The sequence below is a fragment of the Kineococcus auxinigenes genome (genome assembly GCF_050871525.1).
Classification (GTDB): domain Bacteria; phylum Actinomycetota; class Actinomycetes; order Actinomycetales; family Kineococcaceae; genus Kineococcus.
In genome coordinates this window covers 17,612-40,549 of sequence record NZ_JBKBCT010000006.1, presented here as the reverse complement: position 1 = coordinate 40,549, position 22,938 = coordinate 17,612, and the positions used below count along the sequence as shown (strand labels likewise).

The 22,938-nt window shown below is 66.9% G+C and carries 17 protein-coding genes and 1 pseudogene; 10 read left to right on the top strand and 8 right to left on the bottom strand.

Annotated features, from left to right (window positions below):
- Nucleotides 1-28 precede the first annotated feature (28 nt).
- Complete coding sequence (locus ACRYR9_RS03935) at nt 29-862, bottom strand: DNA cytosine methyltransferase (protein WP_432492708.1); 834 nt, start codon at nt 860-862, stop codon at nt 29-31.
- Nucleotides 863-964: 102 nt separating this feature from the next.
- Here ACRYR9_RS03935 and ACRYR9_RS03930 point away from each other — a divergent pair, with 102 nt between their 5' ends.
- The 9 genes from ACRYR9_RS03930 to ACRYR9_RS03890 all read left to right on the top strand — a co-directional run bounded on the left by ACRYR9_RS03930 (nt 965) and on the right by ACRYR9_RS03890 (nt 12,499).
- On the top strand, nt 965-1,351 hold the full coding sequence (locus tag ACRYR9_RS03930) for a very short patch repair endonuclease (RefSeq protein ID WP_432492706.1): 387 nt from the start codon (nt 965-967) through the stop codon (nt 1,349-1,351).
- 452 nt (nt 1,352-1,803) lie between these two features.
- Entirely contained in the window at nt 1,804-2,652 is an 849-nt protein-coding gene (locus tag ACRYR9_RS03925) for a hypothetical protein (protein ID WP_432492704.1), read from the top strand.
- Between the two features lie 122 nt (nt 2,653-2,774).
- Complete coding sequence (locus ACRYR9_RS03920) at nt 2,775-5,411, top strand: Z1 domain-containing protein (RefSeq protein ID WP_432492702.1); 2,637 nt, start codon at nt 2,775-2,777, stop codon at nt 5,409-5,411.
- Nucleotides 5,408-6,430, top strand: a complete 1,023-nt coding sequence (locus ACRYR9_RS03915; protein ID WP_432492700.1) for a PD-(D/E)XK motif protein — start codon at nt 5,408-5,410, stop codon at nt 6,428-6,430. The genes ACRYR9_RS03920 and ACRYR9_RS03915 overlap by 4 nt, the downstream gene beginning before the upstream one ends.
- Nucleotides 6,427-8,268 (top strand): hypothetical protein, encoded by a 1,842-nt coding sequence (locus ACRYR9_RS03910; protein WP_432492698.1) that lies wholly within the window; start codon nt 6,427-6,429, stop codon nt 8,266-8,268. The genes ACRYR9_RS03915 and ACRYR9_RS03910 overlap by 4 nt, the downstream gene beginning before the upstream one ends.
- A 3-nt stretch (nt 8,269-8,271) precedes the next feature.
- The gene (locus tag ACRYR9_RS03905) at nt 8,272-9,186 is read left to right on the top strand and encodes a hypothetical protein (protein WP_432492696.1); all 915 of its coding nucleotides are present in this window, start codon (nt 8,272-8,274) and stop codon (nt 9,184-9,186) included.
- On the top strand, nt 9,183-10,499 hold the full coding sequence (locus ACRYR9_RS03900) for a DUF6339 family protein (protein WP_432492694.1): 1,317 nt from the start codon (nt 9,183-9,185) through the stop codon (nt 10,497-10,499). Before ACRYR9_RS03905 ends, ACRYR9_RS03900 begins: the two co-directional genes overlap by 4 nt.
- A gap of 24 nt (nt 10,500-10,523) precedes the next feature.
- Nucleotides 10,524-10,832, top strand: coding sequence for a hypothetical protein (locus ACRYR9_RS03895; RefSeq protein WP_432492692.1), 309 nt, complete (start codon nt 10,524-10,526; stop codon nt 10,830-10,832).
- Between the two features lie 698 nt (nt 10,833-11,530).
- Nucleotides 11,531-12,499 carry a hypothetical protein gene (locus tag ACRYR9_RS03890; RefSeq protein WP_432492690.1) on the top strand — a complete coding sequence of 323 codons (969 nt, stop codon included), beginning with the start codon at nt 11,531-11,533 and terminating at the stop codon, nt 12,497-12,499.
- A gap of 1 nt (nt 12,500) precedes the next feature.
- On the opposite strand, the gene ACRYR9_RS03885 is transcribed toward ACRYR9_RS03890, so the two are convergent.
- The 7 genes and pseudogenes from ACRYR9_RS03885 to ACRYR9_RS03855 all read right to left on the bottom strand — a co-directional run.
- Nucleotides 12,501-12,812, bottom strand: a complete 312-nt coding sequence (locus ACRYR9_RS03885; protein WP_432492786.1) for an NUDIX hydrolase — start codon at nt 12,810-12,812, stop codon at nt 12,501-12,503.
- A gap of 357 nt (nt 12,813-13,169) precedes the next feature.
- On the bottom strand, nt 13,170-13,862 hold the full coding sequence (locus tag ACRYR9_RS03880; protein ID WP_432492688.1) for a GIY-YIG nuclease family protein: 693 nt from the start codon (nt 13,860-13,862) through the stop codon (nt 13,170-13,172).
- A 106-nt stretch (nt 13,863-13,968) separates the two neighbouring features.
- On the bottom strand, nt 13,969-14,859 hold the full coding sequence (locus tag ACRYR9_RS03875; protein ID WP_432492686.1) for a hypothetical protein: 891 nt from the start codon (nt 14,857-14,859) through the stop codon (nt 13,969-13,971).
- A gap of 23 nt (nt 14,860-14,882) precedes the next feature.
- Nucleotides 14,883-15,962: an AAA family ATPase gene (locus ACRYR9_RS03870; protein ID WP_432492684.1), complete on the bottom strand. Its 1,080-nt coding sequence runs from the start codon at nt 15,960-15,962 to the stop codon at nt 14,883-14,885.
- A complete protein-coding gene (locus ACRYR9_RS03865; RefSeq protein ID WP_432492682.1) occupies nt 15,959-17,101 on the bottom strand; it encodes a DUF262 domain-containing protein in 1,143 nt (380 codons plus the stop codon). The genes ACRYR9_RS03870 and ACRYR9_RS03865 overlap by 4 nt, the downstream gene beginning before the upstream one ends.
- Nucleotides 17,102-17,320: 219 nt before the next feature.
- Entirely contained in the window at nt 17,321-19,117 is a 1,797-nt protein-coding gene (locus ACRYR9_RS03860) for a calcium-binding protein (protein WP_432492680.1), read from the bottom strand.
- A 907-nt stretch (nt 19,118-20,024) separates the two neighbouring features.
- A pseudogene (locus tag ACRYR9_RS03855) lies at nt 20,025-20,765 on the bottom strand (ABC transporter ATP-binding protein); the annotation flags it as partial.
- Between the two features lie 183 nt (nt 20,766-20,948).
- Here ACRYR9_RS03855 and ACRYR9_RS03850 point away from each other — a divergent pair.
- Nucleotides 20,949-22,829 carry a DNA/RNA helicase domain-containing protein gene (locus ACRYR9_RS03850; RefSeq protein ID WP_432492678.1) on the top strand — a complete coding sequence of 627 codons (1,881 nt, stop codon included), beginning with the start codon at nt 20,949-20,951 and terminating at the stop codon, nt 22,827-22,829.
- The last annotated feature ends 109 nt before the right edge of the window (nt 22,830-22,938 follow it).

Below are 22,938 nucleotides of genomic sequence, written 5' to 3'. Positions count from 1 at the left end.
GCAAGCTCCCGTCGACCTCACTGGCCGATCAAACGTCCTGCAACGTCATCTGCGTTGAGGTCAGCTGGCTGCCACCACTCTTCAGCCAGTTCATCAACTGGCCGCCGAGATACCTGGTGTATGCGGGAGGAATCGCCTCGGCGAGTTCGCGCCGATCCTTGGTCCAATGGATCTCCATGGCCTCCTGCCACTGTTCAACGCTCCCCTTACCTCCCCCGTCCCCGTACACGGCGAAGTACGGACCGTCGTACCACTTCCCGTGCCGCATGCCAGCGACCCTGCCCGAGTGCTTCACATGCTGCTTCTTCTCGGTGATCTGCCAATTGCCCAATTCGAAGTACCGATGGCGGATCACCTGAAGCCCAAACATCACCCCGCACAGGGTCACGTCACGCCTCACGGTCGAGCCTTGGACGTTTTCGATGATGTAGGGCTTGCCGATCTCGTCGAGAAGGTCGCGCGTGGCTGGGATGAGATCGACGTGCTCGTCGGTCCAGCCGGGCCTGCGCCTGTTGCCCTTCGTCAGGGCAGTGTGAGCCTGGCAAGGCGGAGACGCATGAAAGACGTCGAACTCACCCGCGTGCTTCTCGAGGTAAGCCAACGCGTCAGACTGGTGAAAATCATAAGGATAATTTGGTTGTTCATTGATGTCGATGCCGACGACATCGAAGCCCGCGTCGTGGTATCCCTTGCCGGCGCCTCCAGCGCAGCAGAACAAGTCGAGGAGGCGCGGCTTCTCCCCGCTCGAGCTGACGGCATCACCGTCGGCAGTGGAGCCTTCTGTGTCGGGCGACGCCTGCCGAGGAAGCGCCTCGCCACGGGTGTCCGACGCGAAGGTGATGGCGAGGTCGGTGGCCGTCATGCCGGCATCGTAAGTTACCGCGACGACATGACCTGGGATCCGACGTAGCCTGACTCCATGTGTCCCGCCTCCTGGGCTTCGTCACCGGGCGTAGCGGCCAGCATGCGGAGCAACAAGGGTCGTGACACCTCACCGGAGCTCGCTCTGCGCAGGGCCGTCCACGGCCGCGGACTGCGCTACTTCGTCTCACGCCGCCCGGTGAAGTCACTGCGCCGGACGGCTGACCTCGTCTTCCCCCGCGCCAAGATTGCCGTCTTCCTGGACGGGTGCTTCTGGCACGGCTGTCCCGTCCACCACACGGTGGCGAAGACCAACTCCTCCTTCTGGGCGGAGAAGGTGACCGCCAACCGCCGTCGCGACGAGGAGACGACGCGGCTCCTCGGCGAGGCCGGCTGGACCGTGCTGCGCTTCTGGGAGCACGAGGACCCGGAGGCGGCCGCCCGGACGGTCGAGGACGTCGTCCGTCACGCTCGCCTACCTACGAGCTGAGCGGTAGCGGCCTCGGGTCGACGGGGAGCAGGCGGGCGCGTGCGACGGTCCACCTCCGAGCGAGCGACCGGTTCGTCAGTCGTCCACGACCTGCGAGGAAGCTTCTGCCGACCTCCTCGCCTGTCGTCGAAGGGCCCGATCGTGCGCCGCGATCGCCGGATCACTCGATCGGGCTCTCCACGCAGGACGGCTTCGAGCCGTTCTCACGGTGGCAGGGTCCACCAGCGAGGAGAGCAGACATGGGGTACCGGCGCCGAACGGCGCGCGCGGCCGCGCCGCGGACCGGTGGCGATCGTGTCAGCCGGTCTGCCCGCGCATCCGTCGAGGGCTTCGCTCGACGCCTGCTGCAGCACGTCGAAGCGAACGCGGGGAGTCTCGAAGTACGGTCATCCGCCGCGGATACGGACCAGCGGAGTGGGTGGCGCGCCGGTGCCGACGCTCAAAGCGCGCCGGTGCTCCTGGGCGAGTTCCTCGTGCCCGGACCACTCGAGGAGCTGCTGCCGCCCGGTGAGGAGTGGCTCGACCTGATCGCTCACGTCCGGTTCGAGTGCGCTCGCTACGAGCAGTTCGACGACCCCGACGAGCAGCGAGCCGTCTCGCTCTCGGCCTCCCTGGATCGGCTGGCCGAGGCGCTCGGGATGGCGGACGTCTCAGCGCCCGCTGGGACGCCACGCCCTGTCGGGCGGAGGTCGACGCTCGTGTCCGACCAGGGGGCGGCCCCGTCCTCCGGGACGGCGAGGACGGCGAAGGTGCGGGCAGCCTCCGCCGTGGCGAGCTCGACCTCGTCGACCGCCTGCGGCCCCCGACCGGGCGACCGCATCGAGGTCCTGCAGGGAGAGCGCTACCGCATGCTCGCGAGCGGGGTCATCGAGCACGTGGCGTCCGGTCGGACGCTGACGGACGCGGTGGGTCGCGCCGTCGCGGCCGAGGTGGTGCGCCGCGTCAGGCTCGTGAAGCCGCAGGGCGGGAAGTTGTGGGTCGACCGGCAGGGCTCGATGAGCGCGTGGGCCGCGGGGTCGGCCGTCCACGTCACGCGCGTTTCCGCACAGGAGTGGTTCCCCGGAGTCGTGACCTCGGCGTCCCGCGTCTCCCGGTCCGCCTCGCCGGTGGTTGCGGCCGGTCCGCTGGTCCCGTCTGGGGCGCCAGCGCCCGTCGGCGGTCGTTGGGGACGGGCCACCGCCGCCGAGGTGCGTTCCTGGTGCCGCCTCCGCGGTGTGCTCGTGAGTCAGCGAGGGCGGCTCAACGCCTCCGCGGTCCAGGCTTTCAACACGGCGTACCCGGATCGCCCCTACGTGAGTTGAATCGTATCCCCTGTCGGGGGTCATCGTTGGCGGTGGCAAGAGGTTGTGCGGTCACGCATACGTCGCAGCGTGACTGTGGGTAGGCTCAGAGTGTTCAGTGTTCCTGGCGTTGAGGGAGAGACATGGCGGGCGAGGACCCCACGCTGGGGCCGGCGTGGACGTCGTTCCAGGACCTGTGTCAAGGGCAGGTGCCCCGCGCCGCGGTGCAGATGCTTCGCACGCTGCAGGTCCCGGCCCAGCTCGTCGACCAGCTCCTCGACAAGCACGAGCAGGAGACCCGGCGCATCGTCGAGTTGAGGGAGCCGCTCGCGATCGGTCGTGAGAACGCCGCTCACTGGTACACCGGACCCCGCGCCGGGGACAAGAACTGGCCGGCGTTCGAGTCCAGGCTCCGCAAGAGTCTCGGCGACGAGGCCATGCGGAAGATCGATGCGGCTTCGGACAAGGTCGTCGCCATGTTGGACCACCCGGCGACTCCGACCTTCGACTCGAGGGGTCTGGTGGTCGGCCACGTCCAGTCGGGCAAGACGTCCAACTTCACGGCGGTCATCGCCAAGGCGGCGGACCGCGGGTACCGCATGTTCATCGTGCTGTCCGGGGTCCACAACTCACTGCGTCGGCAGACGCAGTCGCGGCTGGTGCGTGACGTGGTGAACCTCAACCCGACGATGTGGCACCAGATCACCAAGCCCGAGCACGACTTCGTCCCGCCGGCGAACGCGGCCGCGTTCCTCGCGGCCAAGGACCAGATGCTCCTCCTGGTCGTGAAGAAGAACGCTCCTGTCCTCCGCAAGCTCAAGCGGTGGCTCAAGTCCGCGTCGCAACACCTGGACAACGTGCCGACGCTCATCATCGACGACGAGGCCGACCAGGCGACGGTCGCGACCAAGACCATCAACCCGTTGATCTCGGACATCCTGCGGACTCTGCCGAAGTCCTGCTACGTCGGGTACACTGCGACACCCTTCGCCAACCTCCTCATCGATCCCGGCGAGAAGGACGGCTTCTACCCGCGCGACTTCATCCTCAGCCTCGAGCGCAGCGAGGAGTACCAGGGCCCGGAGAAGCTGTTCGGGCGAGCGCCGCTGGACGGCGAGGACCCGGCCGACGCCCCGGGCGGCCTCGACATGATCCGCTCGGTGCCCGACGAAGAGCTGCCGCACCTGAGGCCGACGAGGCAGGCGGACGTCCCCGGCTTCACGCCGAGCATCACCCCCTCCCTCCGCCGAGCGGCGCTCTGGTTCTGGTTGGCCACAGCCACCCGGCGCGTCCGCGACGGCGAGGCCCGGCACTCATCGATGCTCGTCCACTCGCACAGCGACACGCGGGTTCACGACTCCTACGCGGCGCCGTTGCGCGCTCTGCGCAGCGAGGTCCTGACGTCGCTCGGGAACGGTGATGCCGCGTTGGGCGACGAGCTGCACGCCCTCTGGACCGCGGAGTCCGCCAGGGTTCCCGCGTCCGACATGGGCGAGCGCGAGGTTTTGTACGAGCAGGTGCGAGCCGCGCTGCCGGTGGTGGTCGACGACACGAAGATCATCCTCGACCACTACCGGAGCACCCACCGACTCGACTACGACAGCGGGCCGGCGACGATCATCGCGGTCGGGGGCAACACGCTCTCGCGAGGTCTGACGTTGGAAGGTCTGGTCGTCAGCGTCTTCGTCCGGTCCTCAGACGTCTACGACACGCTGCTCCAGATGGGGCGCTGGTTCGGCTACCGCCCCGGCTACACCGACCTCCCGCGCATCTGGATGCCCAACGAGATGCGGGAGTGGTTCACCCACCTCGCCACGGTAGAGGAGGAGATGCGCCGAGAGATCGACCGGTACATCGTCGAGCACAAGACGCCGCTGGAGCTCGCCGTGCGCATCCGCTGCCATCCCAAGATGCGCGTCACCGCCCCTTCCAAGATGAAGGCGGCGGTCCGAGCGGCCGCCGCCTACGGCGGGCAGCTGGTGGAAAGCCGGTACTTCCCCGGTCGCAAGGACGAGAACGCCCCTGCCTGGCACCAGCGGAACAACGCCGCAGTCGCGAGGTTGTTGCAACGCGCCGCGTCTCTCAGCCCGGCAGAGTCTGCGGCCGAGCACACGGGCCGGCTGCTGTGGCGAGGACTGCCCACCGATACGATCACCTCTTTCCTCGGCGAGTACCGGTTTCACGAGCGGTCGCTGGATGCCGACGCCGACTTGATGACGAGGTACATCGAGGGGCGACGGCGCGCAGGGGGGCTGACGGGCTGGAACGTGGCCGTGATGGGTACGGACCCCTCTCGTTCGAGTCGCTCCATGGATCTGCCCGATGGGAGCACCGTGGGCATGGTTCGCCGTACCCGGCTGCAGCCGCCAGCGCCCCCAGGAGCTTCACCCGCCGAGTTCCCCGAGTCGCCGATCGCCGACATCAAGACGTTGACCGGTCCCCGTGACGAGGCCGTCGACCTCGTCCCCTCCACTGAAAAGGGACGTAGCGAGTTGGCGACCCTGCGGGTGAAGCAGCAACCCGAGACGGGATTGGTCTTGCTCTACCCGATCGATCCCGACTCGCAGTCGGCGATCGAGGGACGCGCTGCCTTGAACGTACCCGGTGACGTGGCGTGGGGAGTCGCCCTCGTCTTCCCGCGCCCCAGCGTCGGAGTCGACCTCGAAGTCGACTACGACTTCGTCGCGGCGGACCTGCAGCGGGCGTTTCCGGGGGCCGATGAGGACGAGGCGCAGGCCACCGATGTCCTGTCCGAGGACCTCGACACGGAGGCCGCGTGAGCGCGCCCAGCGCCGTCGAGGCGCGCATGCGACGCATCCTCGACGAGGAGTGGCGGCGCCTCGGTGAGAGCGTTCCGTCCGGCACTGGGCTGGTGTCGGTCGATCTGGCGTTCGCCTCCACCGCGGGCGGAGCCGTCCGCGTCGGTGTGGACGGTGATCGGTTCCGGCACGTCCTCGTGCCCCTGCCGGAGGGTGAAGCCGAGGTCTCCGACCACCGCAGCGCCGGGGTGCGCCTGTCGACGCGGACGCTCGTGGTGGACGACGTCTCGGTGCGCTACGCCGATCTGCACTGCCTGCGCCGTGACCTCGCGGGCGTCTTCACGGGCCTCGCGGCCGACCTGTGCCTGGGATTGAACCAGGAGAGCGCCCGTCCTGGAGACGCGGTCGTGGCGAAGCTGCGGTCCTGGCGTGAGCTTTTCGCCGGTCAGCGCGAGGCGTGGACGCCTCAGCGCCTCGCCGGCCTGTACGCCGAGCTGCTAGTCCTCGAGCGCCTGCTCGCCTCGAGGAGCGACGCCGTCGACCTCTGGACCGGCCCGGCGGGGGAGGCGCAGGACTTCCGATCCACCCACCACGCGCTGGAGGTGAAAGCCACCCTGTCCAAGGAGGGTCGGTTGGTCCGCATCCACGGCCTCGACCAGCTCGAGTCGCCCGCCGGTGGACTGCTCGCGCTCGCCTGGTTCCGCCTGACCCGCGTGCCGACCACGGCCGGTGACACTCTGCCCGCACTGATCGAACGGTGCGAGCGCGTCGGCGACGCCGGGCAGCTGCGACGCCGGCTGGACCAGTTGGGACTGCCGGCCCTGGACGACCCGCTGCTCACCGAGCACGGCTTCGAGGTCCTTGAAGAGCGTTGGTACGAGGTCGGCGACGACTTCCCGCGCCTCACGCCACAGGGGTTGATCGGCGCGGTCGTGCCACCCGGTGTGGGCTCGGTGGAGTACGTCGTCGACCTGGACACCGTGGCCCCCGCCTCGGGCGACGGGTTGGAGCAGACGGCCCGCATGGTGGAGGCGTCGTGAACGCGAGCTGGTTCTCCCAACCCTTCCGTCCCGACGGCGGCATCACCGCCGAGGGCCTGCGCAACCAGCTGGGCCGTCCGAGCCTGTCCCACCTGACCGTGCTCGTCCGCGAGGCGGCTCAGAACAGCTGGGACGCCCGCGCCGAGGATATGGTCCGCTTCTCCCTCGACCTGCGGACGGTGGGGCCGGGTCACCTGGGCAGCTGGCGGAGCCTCCTGCTGCCCAAGGCTCCCCGCGACACCGGCCCGTTGAGAGGGCTGGCCGAGGTGTTGAGGCCGAGCACCGTCCGGTACCTGGCCGTCTCCGACCGGGGGACGACCGGGCTCGGAGGGCCGACCCGGTCCGACGAGTACGGGGCGATGGGGGAGCGGGGTTGGCTCTCGTTCGTCCTCAACAGCGGTGAGAAGCAGGACTCGAAGGGCGGCGGAGGCACCTACGGGTACGGGAAGGGTGCCTTCTTCCTGGCCAGCCGAGCCGCCGCCATCCTGATCTACACCCGCTTCCGGGAGGAGGGCGTCCACCGCACCCGCCTCATCGGTTCCGCCCTGCTCGAGTCCTTCAACAACGAGGAGAAGCGCCCCTTCACAGGTCGTCACTGGTGGGGCGAGGAACGCGAGGCGCACTGCGATCCGCTGCTCGACGCGGCCGCCGACACCACCGCGCGGCAGTTGGGGCTCCCCCTCTTCGCCGCCGAGGAGACCGGGACGACCATCGTCGTCATCGATCCGGACCTCAGCAACCCCCTCCTGCCCGAGGACGAGACCGAGGACCTGTCGATGTCGGAGGCGGGCACCTACCTCGCGGAGGCCGCGGCGTGGAACCTGTGGCCCCTGACCCTGCCTCACCGCACCGATCGCATGGACATCTCGGTGTCCGTGGAGGGGGACCCGGTCCACGTCCCCGACGCGACCAGTGACGCCGTCCTGGCGAGCTTCGCCCAGGCCTACCGCGACGCCGTGGACCCGGACCGTCGTGAGGAGGTCCTGTGCGGCCGCCCCAAGCGGACGTTGGGGGCTTTCGCGTCGGCCACCACCTTCGGTGCCCACTTCAAGAGCTCGGCGGGTGAGGAGCTGGGGCTCAGCCGTGACAAGGCTCCGCGGCACATCGCGCTCATGCGCCAGCCCGATCTCGTCATCCGGTACCTGGAGGGACCCATCAAGGGCCACGAGGCGGCGGGCTACGTCGGCGTCTTCAAGGTGGACGACTCGCTGGATGCGACCTTCGCCCGCTCCGAGCCCCCCACTCACGACCTGTGGGTCGACTCGCAGCTGACGGGTTCGGACGCCACCTTCGTGCGAGTCGCGCACCGGAGGCTGAACGAGCGCTGCAAGGAGATCGCCGGTCCCGCCGTCACACCGCCGAAGCCCGTCGAGGACGCGCCGGTGGGCACGGTCTCTCACCGGCTGGGCTTCCTGCTGGCGGGAGTGGGGACCGGGGCGCCCGACACCGGATCCGCCGGCGGCACCGCGAAGTCGACTGCCGCCTCGGGGACGGGGCGGTCCGGCGCGGGACACGGCTCGAAGGGGGCGCGTCGACCTCAACTGCTCGGCGCGCCGGCGTTCGAGCGGGTGGACGGCGAGTGGCTGCTGGTCCAGCGCGTGCGCGCACACCAGGCGGCGCGCATCGCCGGTCGCGTCTCGGTGATCGTCGGCGACGGTGAGGTGGAGTCCTCCGCCCCGGCCGAGGCTGAGATGCCGGAGGTGGTCGGCTGGCGGACAACTGACGGCACGGTGGTCGGAGGGCGCGAGGTCGACTGCGAGGAAGGCGACTTCGACCTGCTCGTGCGTCCGGTCCAGGAGGCGGTCATCGACATCGACGTCGCGCTGGTGAAGGGCTGAGACGTGCGATCCCTGCCCTACATCACCGCCTCCGACGCGGTGATCGCCGAGGAGTGGCGAACCACCGACGGCCCCTTGGGTGACGAGCTCCCAGGCTGGGACTACGACACGTCCATCGAGGTCTCGCGCGTCGTCCGGGTCGACGTCCGTCGAACCCTGGCCGACTGTGGCTTCGACCCGACCGATCGGCTGGCCGTCCACCATCGCTACAGCGGCGGCGGCTCACGCACGAGGCACTCCGGCGCCGTCGTGCACCTTGAGCCGGACGAGATGACCGGCTGGGCGAGCGCGGAGGCGACGTTCGTCATCCCGGGCTCCGAGCTCGCCGGCGTCGTGGAGCTCGAGACGACCCTCCTCCTGCGGTCGGCTCGACAGCCGGCGCCCTTCGTCGCCCACCGCGTCGGCAGCATCCTGTGGCGGGACCGCAAGCGCGTCGAGCTCGAGGGCGACGGTGGCCTCCTGCCGATCGCCCCCGTGCACTTCTCGGAGCAGGGACTGCCGGCGGACGCCGCCTGGTACCTCAGCCTGGACGCCGGCAGCTGGGAGGCGCCCGCGATGGGGTCCCTCCTCGTGCTGCTCAACCTGGAGAACGAGTCCGTCGCCGATGCGGTGCGCCAGAGCGGGGACCCGGCCGCCGCAGGCATGTTGTGGGACGCGCTCATGATCGACGTGGTGTCGGACCTTGTGGGCCGCGCTCTCGACGACGAGGAGTTCGACACCCAGCCGCTCGTGGCGGAGTTCGACGTGGACACCTCGACCGCCGTCCTCGTGTGCAACCTGATCCGCTCCTTCCTGGCCCTGCCCGGTGAGGAGGTCGAGCAGGCTGCAGCGCGCCTTCGGACCGAGCGGAGGACCGACCCGTCGCGCTTCCGTGCTCTCGTGCAGAGCGGACTGCGCTTCCCGAGGAGCCGTCGATGAGCAAGCTCTACCCCAGGCTCCTGCCCGACGAGTCGAAGCGGCGGTTCGACTTCATGTTGACCGCCGACCTCGATGAACTCGAGAAGGCACCCGCTCAGTCCGAGCGCGCCTACTACGCCGCATCCGGTGGCGTGCGGGTGCGTCGCGAGGAGCTGGCGTACCTCCGCCAGCGTCTCGAGCAGGTCGCCAAGGAGAACGGGTACCCGGACCGCCCAAGCACGCTGCAGCTCAACGATTTCGACCGCGGGGTCGCGCGTTTGCTGCACAGCGGCTGCGACATGGCGCCAGGAGAGGCTTCGCAACGCTCCGTGTGGGCCTTCCTCGCGATGGTCCTCGTTCCGCACCTCTGCGTCTGGCGCTTCCCACCACCGCGGGGAGAGCGCCTGCGGACGGGCAAGACCGGCGGCGCCGTGGACCGGTACAGAGGGGACGACCTGACCCGTCACGCGTTGGCCCGCCTGTGGTGGCGTGCCCACCTGTTGCACGAGCCGAGGAAGCCGGACCCGTACCACCTGCTCCCCGTGCTCGGGGAGGGAGCCTTCGATCAGATCTTCGCGCGGAGGACCCTGGCGGCGAACGCGAAGCTCGTCCGCTCGATCGTGCGGGTGGAGGCTTCGTCCCTCTCCCGTGACATCGCGACCACGGACGTCATCATCGATGTGGCCAAGCGCTTCCTGCGGATGACGGCATTCATCGACCTCGAGTGGGTCGACGACGTGGAGCTCGACGAGATCGTCCGCGACCAGCGGCGCATCGCGGTCCAATCGTTGTCGGAGATCCGAGACGAACGCCGTGGGCAACGTTCTAACGAGCAGAGCGTCCGGGTGCTCCACGGCATCGTCACCGTCGAGGCCACGTGGTCGGGTACGCCGGCAGCGGTCGACCTGATCGCCGTCCTGGTCGATGACCGGCGTCAGGTCAGGAGCAACGCGGACTTCGTCTTCTACAACCAGAGGAGCAGTGCGGACAGTTCCGTCCAGTTGATCGACGCACCCGCCGAGGAACCCGGGCGCGCGTCCAAGACGTTGCGGTTGGAGCTGTCCTCGATGCCGTCTGACGTCGATGCCGTCGTCGTGCTCCTCTCCTCGGACGGCGGGAGCTTGGAACGAGTGCAGGGGTTGCGGTTGCTGGTCGCGAGTCGGGCGTCGGGTGCGCCCGTCGAGCGGCGTGTCGACGAACGAATTACGAGCAGCGCCGCCGCCGTGCTGGTGCTGCGTCGAGAGGGCCTGGGCTGGGTCTCGGACGCCGTGACGAATCTCTTCCCGGGGGGTCTGGCAGAAGCCGCGAAGTTCCACGGCGTCGCGGTCGACTGACGGCCCGCTCAGGGTCGATGGCCGATGTGCCACTGCAAGCGGCCGGATACCGACGCCGACGTCCGGGCCGTCCTCGTGATCGGGACGCCGGACCGAGCAGACGTCGACACCCTGCTCGCACTGCCCGTTGAGGTGCGCGAGCTGCGGGCTCCGGTCGAGCGTGGCCTCCTGATGCGAGGGGTTTACGGCATCCACCGCAAGGGCAGGTGGGAGGCGGTCGCCTCCTGCGTCGGCGCTCCGATCGCCACGACCGTGTCCGCGCGGCACCGCCGCACGGACGACGGGGATCGCGAGCACCTCGCGGAGGCGCGGGACCTCTTCCTCCAACAGTGACAAGGGAGGCCGCCCGCTCCCCGGCGACGCTCCCGTGCAGGCGGGTGGAGTCGCCAGCCTGGATTTGCACCGCAGTTGACCAGGCCGGTGAAACGTAACCACCGTGCGCCTTACGGCGCTACGACCGCCGCCCACAGCCGATGGCCGAGCCGCTTTGATTCACTACGGCGATCTTCGGCTCCAAGCTGATGGCCATCGTCGCGTCTCCCCGCTAGCGCTTGTCGAACGCCATCGCCTGCACCTGCCATAGCAGTGCACCCGTCGAGCGGATCACCTACTGCCGGCCCGTCTCCCGGTCAACCTTGGCCTCACCGGGCGGGTCACCATGAAGCGCGCGCTGGTCGTCTCCATCTTGATCCGCACGATCACTCCCGATGTCTCGCGGCAGCTCGTCCGGCTGCTTGTGACCTCAGGAGACGCCAATCGTCTGGCGTGGCCCTACGTGGCAGGGGTTAGCACTACGTGAGCTAAGATTTGGATGCGTCGGTGCCCCGTCCGCCATGCTGAAAGCGGTGCCGCGAGACGACGCGAGAGGGCGGGCACTCGATGGAGAGCAGGCTCAAGAAGGCTCGGACGGCTCCGGGTGGTCCCAGACGCGGCTCATGCACGAGATCGACCGCAGGGGCCGCGAGTGCGGCGTGCCGGCTATAGCACCGACGAGCCTGCGGACGTCCCTCGCCTGCTGGGAGAACGGGCACGTGGTGCCGGACGAGGTGTACCGCCGGCTGCTGCGCGAGGTCTTCGGCCTTACTGAGGAGGAGCTTGGCCTCGTCGAGCAGTCCTTCAGCCGCGTGGGGGTGGAGGGCCCCACTGACGAGCTGGCGGCACGGCTGGCGCAGTCGACGACCGTCGACGCGGCGCTCGTGACGCTTGTCCGTCAGCAGACAGACACGGTGCGACTCTTGGATCGCAGGCTCGGTGCGCCGGCGTTGCTGGAGCAGATGCGGGCACACATCGCGACGCTGCAGGGCCTCGTGACGCACGCGGTGCTCGACTCGACCCGGCGGCCGATCGCCGCGGTGCTCGCGGACGCCGCCACCCTCGCGGGCTGGCAGGCGCTCGACGTCGGTGCGACCGCGCAGGCGTGGGGGCACTTTGAGGTGGCGAAGGCAGCCGCGCGAGAGGCCGGTGATGCGGCCCTGCTCACGCACGCCAAGGAGGAGCAGGCGTACGCGCTGCTGGACGTGCAGCGGCCGGCGGATGGCGTGGCCCTGCTGCAGGAGGCGCGCGACGAGGGTGCCCGGGCCCTTCCAGCCCGGATGGTGAGCTGGCTGTGGGCCGCTGAGGCCGAGCTTCTTGCCGCTGCCGACGACGAAATGGCATTCCGCCGGGCGCTGGACACCGCAGCGCGGCTGCTGCCCTCGCACAACCATGACCCGGAGCTGCCGTACCTGTCGCTCGACGACTGCCACCTCGCCAGGTGGCGCGGGCACTCGCTGGCGCGGCTGGGCGACCGGGAGGCGATCGACCATCTTAGCGGGGCACTGGCCCAGCACGATGCCCAGTTCACCCGTGCCCGTGGGTCCCTGCTCATCGACTTGGCGAAGGCTCTGACGGTCAGTGGGGAGCGCGGCCAGGCCCAGGTCCATATCGACGCTGCTCGGCAGCTGGTGGCACAGACCGGCTCCGTGCGGCAGCGCCGGCGGCTGCGGGAGTTGGCCACCTGAGTCAGCTGGCCTTGCGCGAGGCCAGCAGGTGGAGCAAGGCGACGAGCGAACCTGAGCCGAGGACTTCACCCTTGTTGATGAGGTCGAGCACCGATGATCTAGGAATCCACTCGATCCGGGCGGCCTCCTCCGTGTCGGTGGGGTCGCCGACGTGCTCTGCGCCTTGGGCGACGTATAGCTCATGAGGGCTGTCGACCATGCCAATCATCGGTTGGAAGGTCAGCAGGTGCTCCATAGGACCGGGGCGCCAGCCAGTCTCCTCCAAGACCTCACGAGCGGCGGCCTGCACGCCGTCCTCGCCAGCGTCGACGATCCCGCCCGGCAGTTCCTAGTCCCACTCGTCGCTGACGAAAGGATGCCGCCACATCATCAGCACCCGGTCCTCCAAGTCGACCACTGCCGCGATGGCGACCCGCTGAAGCCTGACAACGTGGTGTTCGAAGCGGGCGCCATTAGGGGGCCGAACGTCAACCTTCACCAGATGTACCCACGGGTTCTCGTAGAGAGGGCGCTCTCCGAATACCTGCTAGCGCATCTGCTCGAGAGGTGACCCCTCAGTCATGATCTCAGCCTAGACGCAAACGTAAACATGGCGTCCCCTTGACGCCATGTCCTTGTCTCTGTGCAACAAATGTTGAACGAGCGTCGTGCGACCGAACTGTTGACAGCTTCATTCTTCGGGCCACGGCTGCGTGTCGTACTCGTGCAACACCTCGCGGGTGGGCGCCAGTGTGCGGTCAAATAAGTCGGTCGTCATCCACAATGATAGTTCGTCTAGGCCGAGAAAGGTCGCCACATTCTCCTCCAAGGTCTTCCGCGGAGAGAACGTGTGATCTGCGAACGGATCCAGCGCGAGATCTTCCGGCCCAGCAAGCTCTGCGAGCACCGCGAGGTCCGTCTGCTGAACTATCCCGTCTCGGTACCGCCCGGAGGGCCGTTTAGACAATTCCAAAAAGCAGACGTCGACCAACTGCACAAACTCGACTCGAAAGATGGTCGGGTCTATAAGCTGACCCCACCTGGCCTTCAGTGAGGCCGTCATATCGAACCGCCGCTCCGAAGCTCCGTCAACAGAGTGCTCTCGCGCCTCCCACTGAAGTGCCTTGATCGCCTCCTTAATCGGTACGCGGAAGAACTCGCGCTTCATGTTGACGCGATAGTCCGCGAACCGTGAGTGCAAACTTTGCTCAACCGCTCGACAATCCGATACCAACTCGTCATAGACAACGACGAACTCAGTAGGTACCGAAGTGCTGCTCGACAACTTTCGCGCGCGCGCTTCGGAGTCGCCAGTTGTCAATCCGATTTTGACCATCCCTGGCAGAGATGGGTTGAGCAAGATATAGACAAATCCGGTGCTCATATGCAATTACGCCGCCCCTCTTGCGCGGTGGTTGTAAACGTTAGCGCGGCGACTGTTGACATCTATAGACGTTGCCTGGCGACGCTCGGCGGACAGCCGTGAGGCATTAGGTGTCCAAGTGGTCAGTAAAAATGCCAATGAGGATGCGGCCATCGATCGATTCGTCGCCAACACAAAAATGAATCCTATTTCGGTGCGGCTCAATCTTTGAGTGCCACTCGCATCGGTGGATGCGGCCATCATAAGTGACGTCGCGTTGCCGCATCAATCGCTCAGAGTTTCGGGTGTTGCCTTCGATACTTACAGAGATGCCAATCCTGCTGGATACGGCACTTGAGTTGCCGCGCTCCGCTACGTAAGCTTCGAGGAATCGATCATTGAGGGCGGCCAAGTGCCGTAGCACTTCGTCACGAAGAGTGGCATATGTCCCGTCGAACCCACTAAATGACAGCCCTGAGGCGAGGAGGAGGCGCGGGAACGCATCTTTGCACGCCTCAAAGAAGCCACCTTCTTGAATGTTCTCAACTGAGAATCGCCATCGTGCAGCCTGCTGCAAATGTTCGGCACATGCAACGAAATACAGATCAAGTTCTTGGCCTTGAAATTCCGCTAGGACCGCCCCGGTGAACTCCGCAAGGGAAGTGGTAACTAAGGGCACTGCCTGCCCCTCTCTGACTAGCGTGGCCGCGAACGCCGCGCCCAGCCAAGGATAGTCCTGGCCATTCACTGCGATATAGTCGGCTACCGCAACAGAGGCATCCTCGTCCCAATAGGTGCACTTGCCCAGTAGCCCCAGCAACAAATTGCGCGTGTCTCGGTCAGCGAGCGTGCTCGTGCAAAGGGTGGTCGCTACGTCTTCGCCATAGCGGCAGGGCAAGTTGCCCCAGCCGCTAACAATTTCCAGCTTTGCACCCTGCGACCGAAGGTTGCTAGTAAGCACCGCGAGTTCGTCTAGTGTGTCGTTCAATCTGTCAGGTTCCACATAGCGGAACTCCAAGGCTGCCTCGTCGACTATGTACCTCACCCGAGTGGCGCCCTTCGGATACGGGATAGTTTGGCGAGGTCATGCTCGGCCTGGTCAAAGAAGCCTGCAGGCCACTCGCTGAGGCCGCCACTAGCCGTGGCTTCGATGGTGATGACGTCTCCGGCGCCGCCGAAGTAGTAGATGCCTAGATCACTCGCCTGCAAAGTTCGGTCCTCAGCGACGGCAAGCCGCATTCCATTGATGACGTGATCGCTATGCGTTTCGACTACAATCTGAATTCCGCCGCCAGCTGCACGCCCAAGGAAGCGTCCCATGGCTGATTGTGCTCGTGGGTGTAAGTGTGCCTCGGGATTCTCCACAAGAACCGTATCGCCTGTTCTGGCCGTCAATATTGCCAAAATGATCGGCAAGGCAAAGGTCAGGCCGAATCCTACGTTCGCTGGCCTCAGCCACTCGGTAAGGACGTCACGCCCCTTAAACCGCAGCATGGCCGCACTGGTCGAAGGTAGCCACGTAGACTGAATCTGCAGGTCACCGAGGATGCTGCTCATCCATGATTCCACCTGACGACTAACAGTCGTGCCAGAGTGTTCCGATCCGGGGTGAATGAGTGTCCCTTGTACCTGTTCGCGACCGTACTCGGCCAATACGTGAGCCGTAAATTGCCCTTGGTGGCCTACGGTTAGTCGTCCCCTCGTCTCAGCCGAGACTTCAAGGAGGTCTCGTGGACCAAGGCGCTCCGCGGACAAATAAGTGTGCACTATTCTGCACATTGTGATCGCCGTAACAGGCCGGAGTTCGAGTCCGATGGTGCGCGCGTCAGGAACATCGAAAACAAGATCGTTTGTTGCACCATCTACCGTAACGGAAATGGTGATGCTTGACGTCTCGGCCTCGGCATAGAGTACGTCCAGCGCTTCGCCCAACGCTAAGCCGTCTCGATTGTTCAGTGAGATGTCACCGTCGCCCTCGCAAGCCTGCTGAGCCAAAAGTAGTGCCTGCAGCACCGTGCTCTTGCCAGCGCTATTCAAACCGGTCAGTGTCGTCAGCGGTCTGAAGTCGAGCGATGCGCTTCGGAAGGCCTTAAAATTCTCAACTGAAAGATTCTCGATCATGAGAGGGCTCGCGAAATGATGGAGCGGGCAGTTAGGAATCGTGTCTCGACGCGTCGTCGGTCCCCGGTGGAAGCGGTGATAGAAGCTAGGTACTCATCATCGTCACGCATCATTGCTCGCGCCTCGGTTCTGATGGTGGACTGAGTACTGGAGTCAAGACTTTGGTCAATTCGCGCAAGCTCAACAGTCCAACTATCGAATAAAGCGCGATTGAAAGGCAAGAGCCGCTCATCTCCCTCTGGCCACTTGCGATACGCGTGGGGGCCAAAAATGTCAACAGCCGAGCGCAGCCCTTTAAGGAATCGCGCCTCAATATCAAGGAGCTCGGCATCTGAAACTCGGCGAGGATCATCTAGAGCCTCAGTAGCCGTCCAAAGGAATTCATCCATGGTGGTATTGAATCTCTCTGGACCTTGAAGCCAAAAGGCAACGAAGCGGAGGGCAACCTCTCGGTCAATCATGCGTCGCTGGTTACGCAGGAGTCCCCCGGTTGCCAATGTGAAATCTTCTGTTTCCGCTAGGCGCTTCAGGAAGGTGCGACTGCGCTCCCGGCTTATGCAATGGCGGATCTCTTGACCGTTCAGTGGCGTTCCGCCCGTATTGATTCTGCGGAAAATGTCGTACATCACAGGTGTTGGCGTGGTCGGATCGATCACATGGGCAATGATTTGCGTATTGTGAATACGTCTTTGCCAAAGTGCCGGGAGGTCCTTGAATCTCATGCCGGTGACATCGCCAACATACTCCAAGCCGCTTAGGGCGAAGCCGCCGCGACCGTCAGATCCGCCTCGACAATAGTCGTAAATCGTACTAAGCCTCTGAACGCCGTCAACGACTCTAAGAGTTCCGTCCTGATCCTCGGCGAAATAGAAGGCAGGGAGAGGAATTTGCAGGAGGATTGACTCGATCAACTGGGCCTTCTGCACTGCCTTCCATACGCGCAGTCTCTGAAAGTCAGGAGCGAGATCCAAGCCCTCTTCCTCGATTGCGTCCAGCATGTTTCGCAACGAGAAGCTTCGGGTTGTTACGCGGATGTCATCGGGGTTCCAAGGTCGCTCGATGTCTTGGAAATCAACTTCTTCCGGGTCGATGACATCTGCGTATGACTCGTCCAGCGTTCCGAGGGTTAGCTCATTCACGACGCCTCCGTCGGGCTGGTAGCCGGGGAGGTGCACCGTCGCGCGCCTCCCAATCCGTCACGATGAAAGCTATCAACTAGCGGGGAGCCGTAGCTTGGTGGCACGGGTGAAAAGTTTCCATCCTCCGTCAAGGGCCCGCTCCGCGAGCCAGACAGCAGGAGGCCCCGGGCTGCGGCGCTGGCGCGCCGGTCCCGGGGCCTCCTGCTGTCTATTGGTGGATCACAGGACGGTCAGTGTCGCTCCGCGCAGAGCCTCAAGCGGGGTGGTGACGGACTGGCCGCCGACGATCGAGCGAACCTCTGCGGTTGCGGCCATGGTGTTGCCGGCTAGATCGCGGGCGCGGACGGCGTTGACGCGCCAGACGCCTGCGGCGGCCTCTGCGGGCAGGTCGAAGGCGACTCTCCACGTGCTGATGCCAGTGGCGGGGCCGACGGCAGTTGCATGCACTGAGCGCGACTGCCCGTTGGGTCCGACGATGTCGGCGACGACGACACGTGCCTCCGACGCCTCCTCCTGGAGCGTCAGGCGGAACTCGGCCTTGAGGCTCTTCGACTTGTCGATGAGAGGAGTCATCGTGGTCGAGGAGAGCAGTACGGGTGCGGTGACGTCCGCCGCGCCCGCGGACACCGTGAACGGTGCCGTGAAGTACCGCAAGTCGCGCTGTCGGTCGACGGCGCGGAATTCGAGCGCCGAAGTCCCAGCCGTCATGGTGGGCGGAAGGACGAATGTGGCCCGGTACCGGCCGTTGGCCAAGCCTGTCACGTTGGTCCCGTCGAGCCGCTCGATGTTGAGTGACCCGCCGGTCTTGGTGACGTAGATGCGCCTCGCCGGGTCGTAGGTCTGTGCATCGGCCCGGATGTAGTCCAAGCCGCTGCCCTCATCCCGGGCGTTGAACTCGACGATGACCGAGGCACCCAGCTTGGAGGCATCGACGACAGGGGTGAGCACCTTGATGTTGCTCAGGACGGGTGCGATCTTGTCGACTTCGGCGCCGCGAACCTCGAAGGTGGCCGGCGCTGCAGGATAGGTGCGCACGGCGTCGCCGGGCCTGGGAGCCGCAGTCTGCTTGGTGTAGCTGGCACGGTTCCATGCCCGGTCGACGACCCGCACCTCATTGATGCTCCAGGCGCCGGACGCAGCGGTCGCGGGCAGCGGCACCGTCGCCTCGATAACGACGTCCCGAGCATTGCGGCTGGTCGTGGCGGCGCGGGCATTGCGGTGCAGGGAGGGGCTCACCTGCATCCCGTTCGGTCCAGCGATGGTTGCGAAGACGGTGTCGACACCGCTGAGGTCATCGGTCACCTTCATGCGCAGCCGCACAGACTGGCCAGAGGTGATGTCGACGACCGGACTCGTCATCTCAACACCGCTGACCACCGGGGCGGTCGAGTCATAGATGCAGTAGGCGGCGGGCTCGTCGGTGAAGTCGCTGTCGCACAGGTTAGTGCCGGCGTCACCGGAGATGCGGTCACGTCGGGCGTCGCCGACCAGCTTGTCGTTGCCGGCACCACCGCTGATGTCGTCGTCAGCCGCGCCGCCGGAGACGTCGTCGTCACCGGCGCCACCGATGATCTTGTTCGGGGCGTCGTTGCCGGTGAGGGTGTCGTTGCCCGCGCCGCCGGTCAGGTTCTCCACGTCGGTGCTGATGCGGTCACCCTCACCAGGCGCGCCGTCGTTGGCGGAGCCGTCGAGGTCGGCGATCACCGAGGTGGTGCGGTCGCTGTAGTCGACGGTGTCGGTCCCGGCGCCGCCGGTGAGCTGATCGGCTCCGGTGCCGCCGATGAGGGTGTCGTTGCCCGCGCCGCCGCTGAGCTGCTGAGCGCCAGGACCTCCAATGAGGACGTCGTCGCCGTCACCACCGTCGAGGACGCTGCCGCCCTCGGCCGGGGCGCAGATGACGTCGTTGCCACCGCCGCCCCTGACCTGGTGCTTGCCCGCCACAATGAGGATGACGTAACGAGCAGGCATGCCATAGACGACCTGGGACGGGTCAAACTTCACCGTCTCGGTCGGCACCTGGCCACCGCATAGCGCCACCGCGGACGTTGGCGGGGCTGCGTAGGCGGCGACAGGAGCGACGCCGAGCATGGTGAAGACCAGGGCTCCGGTAGCCAGGAGCGAGGTGGGGCGCGGGGACATGGCACCTTCTTTTCCCTAGTTCACTTCCTAGGGAAGTCAGCGGACGCATCTTGGCGACGCGCTGATAGGCCACCGGAAGGTCAAAGATCCACGGTCAGCCGACTGTCTGTCGTCACGCTGAGTCGTTTTCGAACGCGTCCTGGTGCTGGTCTGGTCAGCTCTGACTACGCCGGACGCGGCCCCAACCTCGTAGCGCGGCCGCGGTAGGAGGCCTCCGTCCCGCCCAGGCCCGGAGCCCTGTGGCAGCACTCGTGGCGCGGCCCGACCCGCTCGCCGGAGCAGGCCTGGAGGTGGGGGTGGTCTGGGAGCATGGCCGTGTCCGCCTCCTCGTCGCTTCGCGAGGTGGCTGCATCTCGACGTCGGCTCACGGCCTCAGCTGCGCAGCCCAAGCCGCCGAGCTCCGGCAGGCCACCCGAGCGCTTACGTGGGCCCCAGCCGGCCAAGCCGCACCGTGCAGCCAAAGGTGCAGCCAACGTCCCGAGCAGCACCAGACACGCCTGGACGAAATCCACTGCGGCACAACGGCCACTCACCCTGGCCGCCCCGCCGAGACCCACCGTCGTCGACCTTGTGATTGGGCGGTTAAAAGGCAGCAACTAGTTCTTTTGGCCTGCCAAGTAACCGCGAGGTCATCGACGTAACCCTCGATGAAGGAACAACTGATCGCAATGCCGATGTGCTACTAGGCAGGCTCAAGAGCCGAGCGATGGGCGTGTCGCCCTACCGGCGTAACGACGATCGAGATGCCGCCGTATTGGTCGACATCACCCTGCGGCCGCTGCGCTCACGCGTGCTGTGCCGTCCACGCCGCGTGCAACCGCGAGTACGGCCCCCCGGCGTGCGCCAGCTCCACTGCCGGCCCCACCTCGACGACCCGCCCGGAGTCGACGACCACCACCGTGTCCGCGGCCTCCGCGGTGGAGAGCCGGTGCGCGATCGCCACGGAGGTCCGCCCGCTGAGCACCCCTTCGAGGGCCCGCTGCAGCCGCACTTCGGTGGCGGGGTCGACGGAGGAGGTGGCCTCGTCGAGGACGAGCAGGTCGGGATCGGCGAGGTGGGCACGGGCGAGCGCCACGAGCTGGCGCTCGCCGGCGGAGAGGCGTTGGCCGCGCTGGCCGACGGGGGTGTCGAGGCCGTCGGGGAGGCCGTCGAGCCAGGCGGTGAGGCCGAGGTCGGCGAAGGCGGCGCGGACGTCGTCGTCGGTGGCGCCGGGCTTGCCGCGGCGGACGTTGTCGCCGACGGTGGCGTCGAAGAGGAAGCCCTCCTGGGGGACGGCGACGATGCGGCGGTGCAGTTCGCGGCTGGGCAGGTCGCGGGCGTCGATCCCGTTGAGCAGCACCCGGCCGGCGGCGGGGTCGACGAGGCGGGTGACGAGGCGGGCGAGGGTGGTCTTGCCGGAGCCGGTCTCGCCGACGACGGCGGTGCGGGAGCCGGCAGGCAGGTGCAGGGTGACGCCGGTCAGGACGGTCTTGGCGGTGCCGGGGTAGGTGTAGGCGACGTCCTCGACGCGCACGTCGACGGGGCCGGTCAGAGACCGGGCAGTCAGGTCACTCCTCGAACCGTCGCGATGCCGAGTCGTTAAGGGTGCGTAGGGATCAGTTCGCTAGTGTGCTGACGCGGCCCGACCGGCTTCCGCCGCCCACGCTTTCGCTGGGCACAGGACACGCCCCCACCCGCACGAGACTTCGTGCTGCCCTGGGGATGTCCTGTGTCGTTGGTCCGTCGTTCCGCCGCTCAGCTCAAGGACGAGCTGCCCACCGGCTCCGTCGTGGAGAGGCTCATCGAGCAGATGCTCTACGCGTCAGGCCACGGGCCCAGCCCCAGTGAGCGAGCCTCGTGGGAGAAGAGCCTGCCGGTGCTCGCCGCCGACCTCGTCGAGGCCGGGCTCGGGGAGGTCGAGGTGCTGCTCGAACACCGGCTGCCGCTGACGTCGAAGCGCACGGACGTCGTGCTCGCCGGTGTGCACCCGACCACTGGACGGCCCTCCTACGTCGTCGTCGAGCTGAAGCAGTGGAGCGCTGCGCACCGCTTCGAGGACAACCCCGACCTCGTCGTGGTGCCGGGCATGGCGGGGCCGCCGAAGCTGCACCCGGTCAAGCAGGTGCGCGGGTACGTCGAGTACCTGCTCGACTTCACCCGCTCGCTCGAGTTCGCGCATGACGCTGTCGCCGGCGTCGCCTACCTGCACAACGCCACCCAGCCCGGAGCGGTCGCCGAACTGGGCGACTACACGATGGACCGGGCGGGCCGGCTCTTCACGGGCGCGGAGAGCGGCGCGCTGCGCGACTACCTACGCACCCGTCTCGCGCCGGGAGTCTCCGGGGCGTCGGCGGCGGACGAGCTGCTCGGGTCGAAGGTAGCGCCGTCGCGGCAGCTGCTCGAGGTCGCCGCCGCCGAGATCCGGGACCGTGAGCAGTTCCGCCTCGTCGGCGAGCAGCAGGAGGCCGTGGACCTCGTGCTGCACCAGGTGAAGCAGGCGAAAGCCGGCAACAGCAAGCGCATCGTCCTCGTCACGGGCGGGCCGGGCAGCGGCAAGAGCGTCGTCGCGCTCTCCCTGCTCGGCGAGTTGTCACGCAAGGGCCAGACCGCCCTGCACGCCACGGGTTCGCGCTCCTTCACACAGACGTTGCGCAAGGTCGCCGGGAAGCGGGCACCGAAGGTGCGATCTCTGTTCAAGTACTTCAACGACTTCATCGTCGCGGAGCCCAACGACCTGGACGTCCTCATCCTCGACGAGGCGCACCGCATCCGTGAGACGTCGGCGAGCCGGTGGACGCCCGCGGCTCACCGGACGGGACGTCCCCAGGTCGAGGAACTCATCGCCGCTGCACGCGTACCGGTGTTCCTGCTCGACCAGCACCAGGTCGTCCGCCCGGGGGAGATGGGCTCGAAGGAGGAGATCACCCGGCACGCGCAGCGCCTCGGACTGGACGTCCTCACCGTGGAGCTGGACGCGCAGTTCCGCTGCGGTGGCAGCGCCGAGTACGTGCGCTGGGTGCAGCGGCTGCTCGGCCTCGACGACGCCGGTGTGGAGGACTGGGCCGGTGACGACACCTTCGAGGTGGTCGTCGCGGACACCCCCGAGGAGATGGAGCAGTTCCTCGCCGCCAAGCGTGAGGAGGGCTACTCCGCGCGCATGTCCGCCGGCTATTGCTGGCCGTGGAGCAAGACGCCGTCCCCGGGCGGTGGCCTGGTGCCCGACGTGCGCATCGGCGACTGGGCGCGGCCGTGGAACGTCCCCGGCGACCGCGCCGTCGGCGACGCCCCACCCGCGGCGCTGTGGGCGACCGAACCCGGAGGCTTCGGGCAGGTCGGCTGCATCTACACCGCGCAGGGCTTCGAGTACGACTGGAGCGGCGTCATCATCGGGCCGGACCTGCTGTGGCGGGACGGCCGCTTCGTCAGTGACCGGTCCGCCAACAAGGACCCGGACTTCCGCAACCGCACCCGGGTCAGTGACGCAGACTTCGACCGGCTCGTGCGCAACGTCTACAAGGTGCTGCTCACCCGCGGCATGGTCGGGACAGTGCTCTACGCCACCGACGGGGAGACGCGGCGGCAACTCCGCAGGCTCGTCCACGGAAGGTGACTGACATCGACTCATCATCAAGGTTGTGGCACAACCTTGATTATGATGTCGGCATGTCCCGTGTGGTGAGTGCTGTCTGGAGCCCTGACCCGGCTGACGTGGTCGGGCT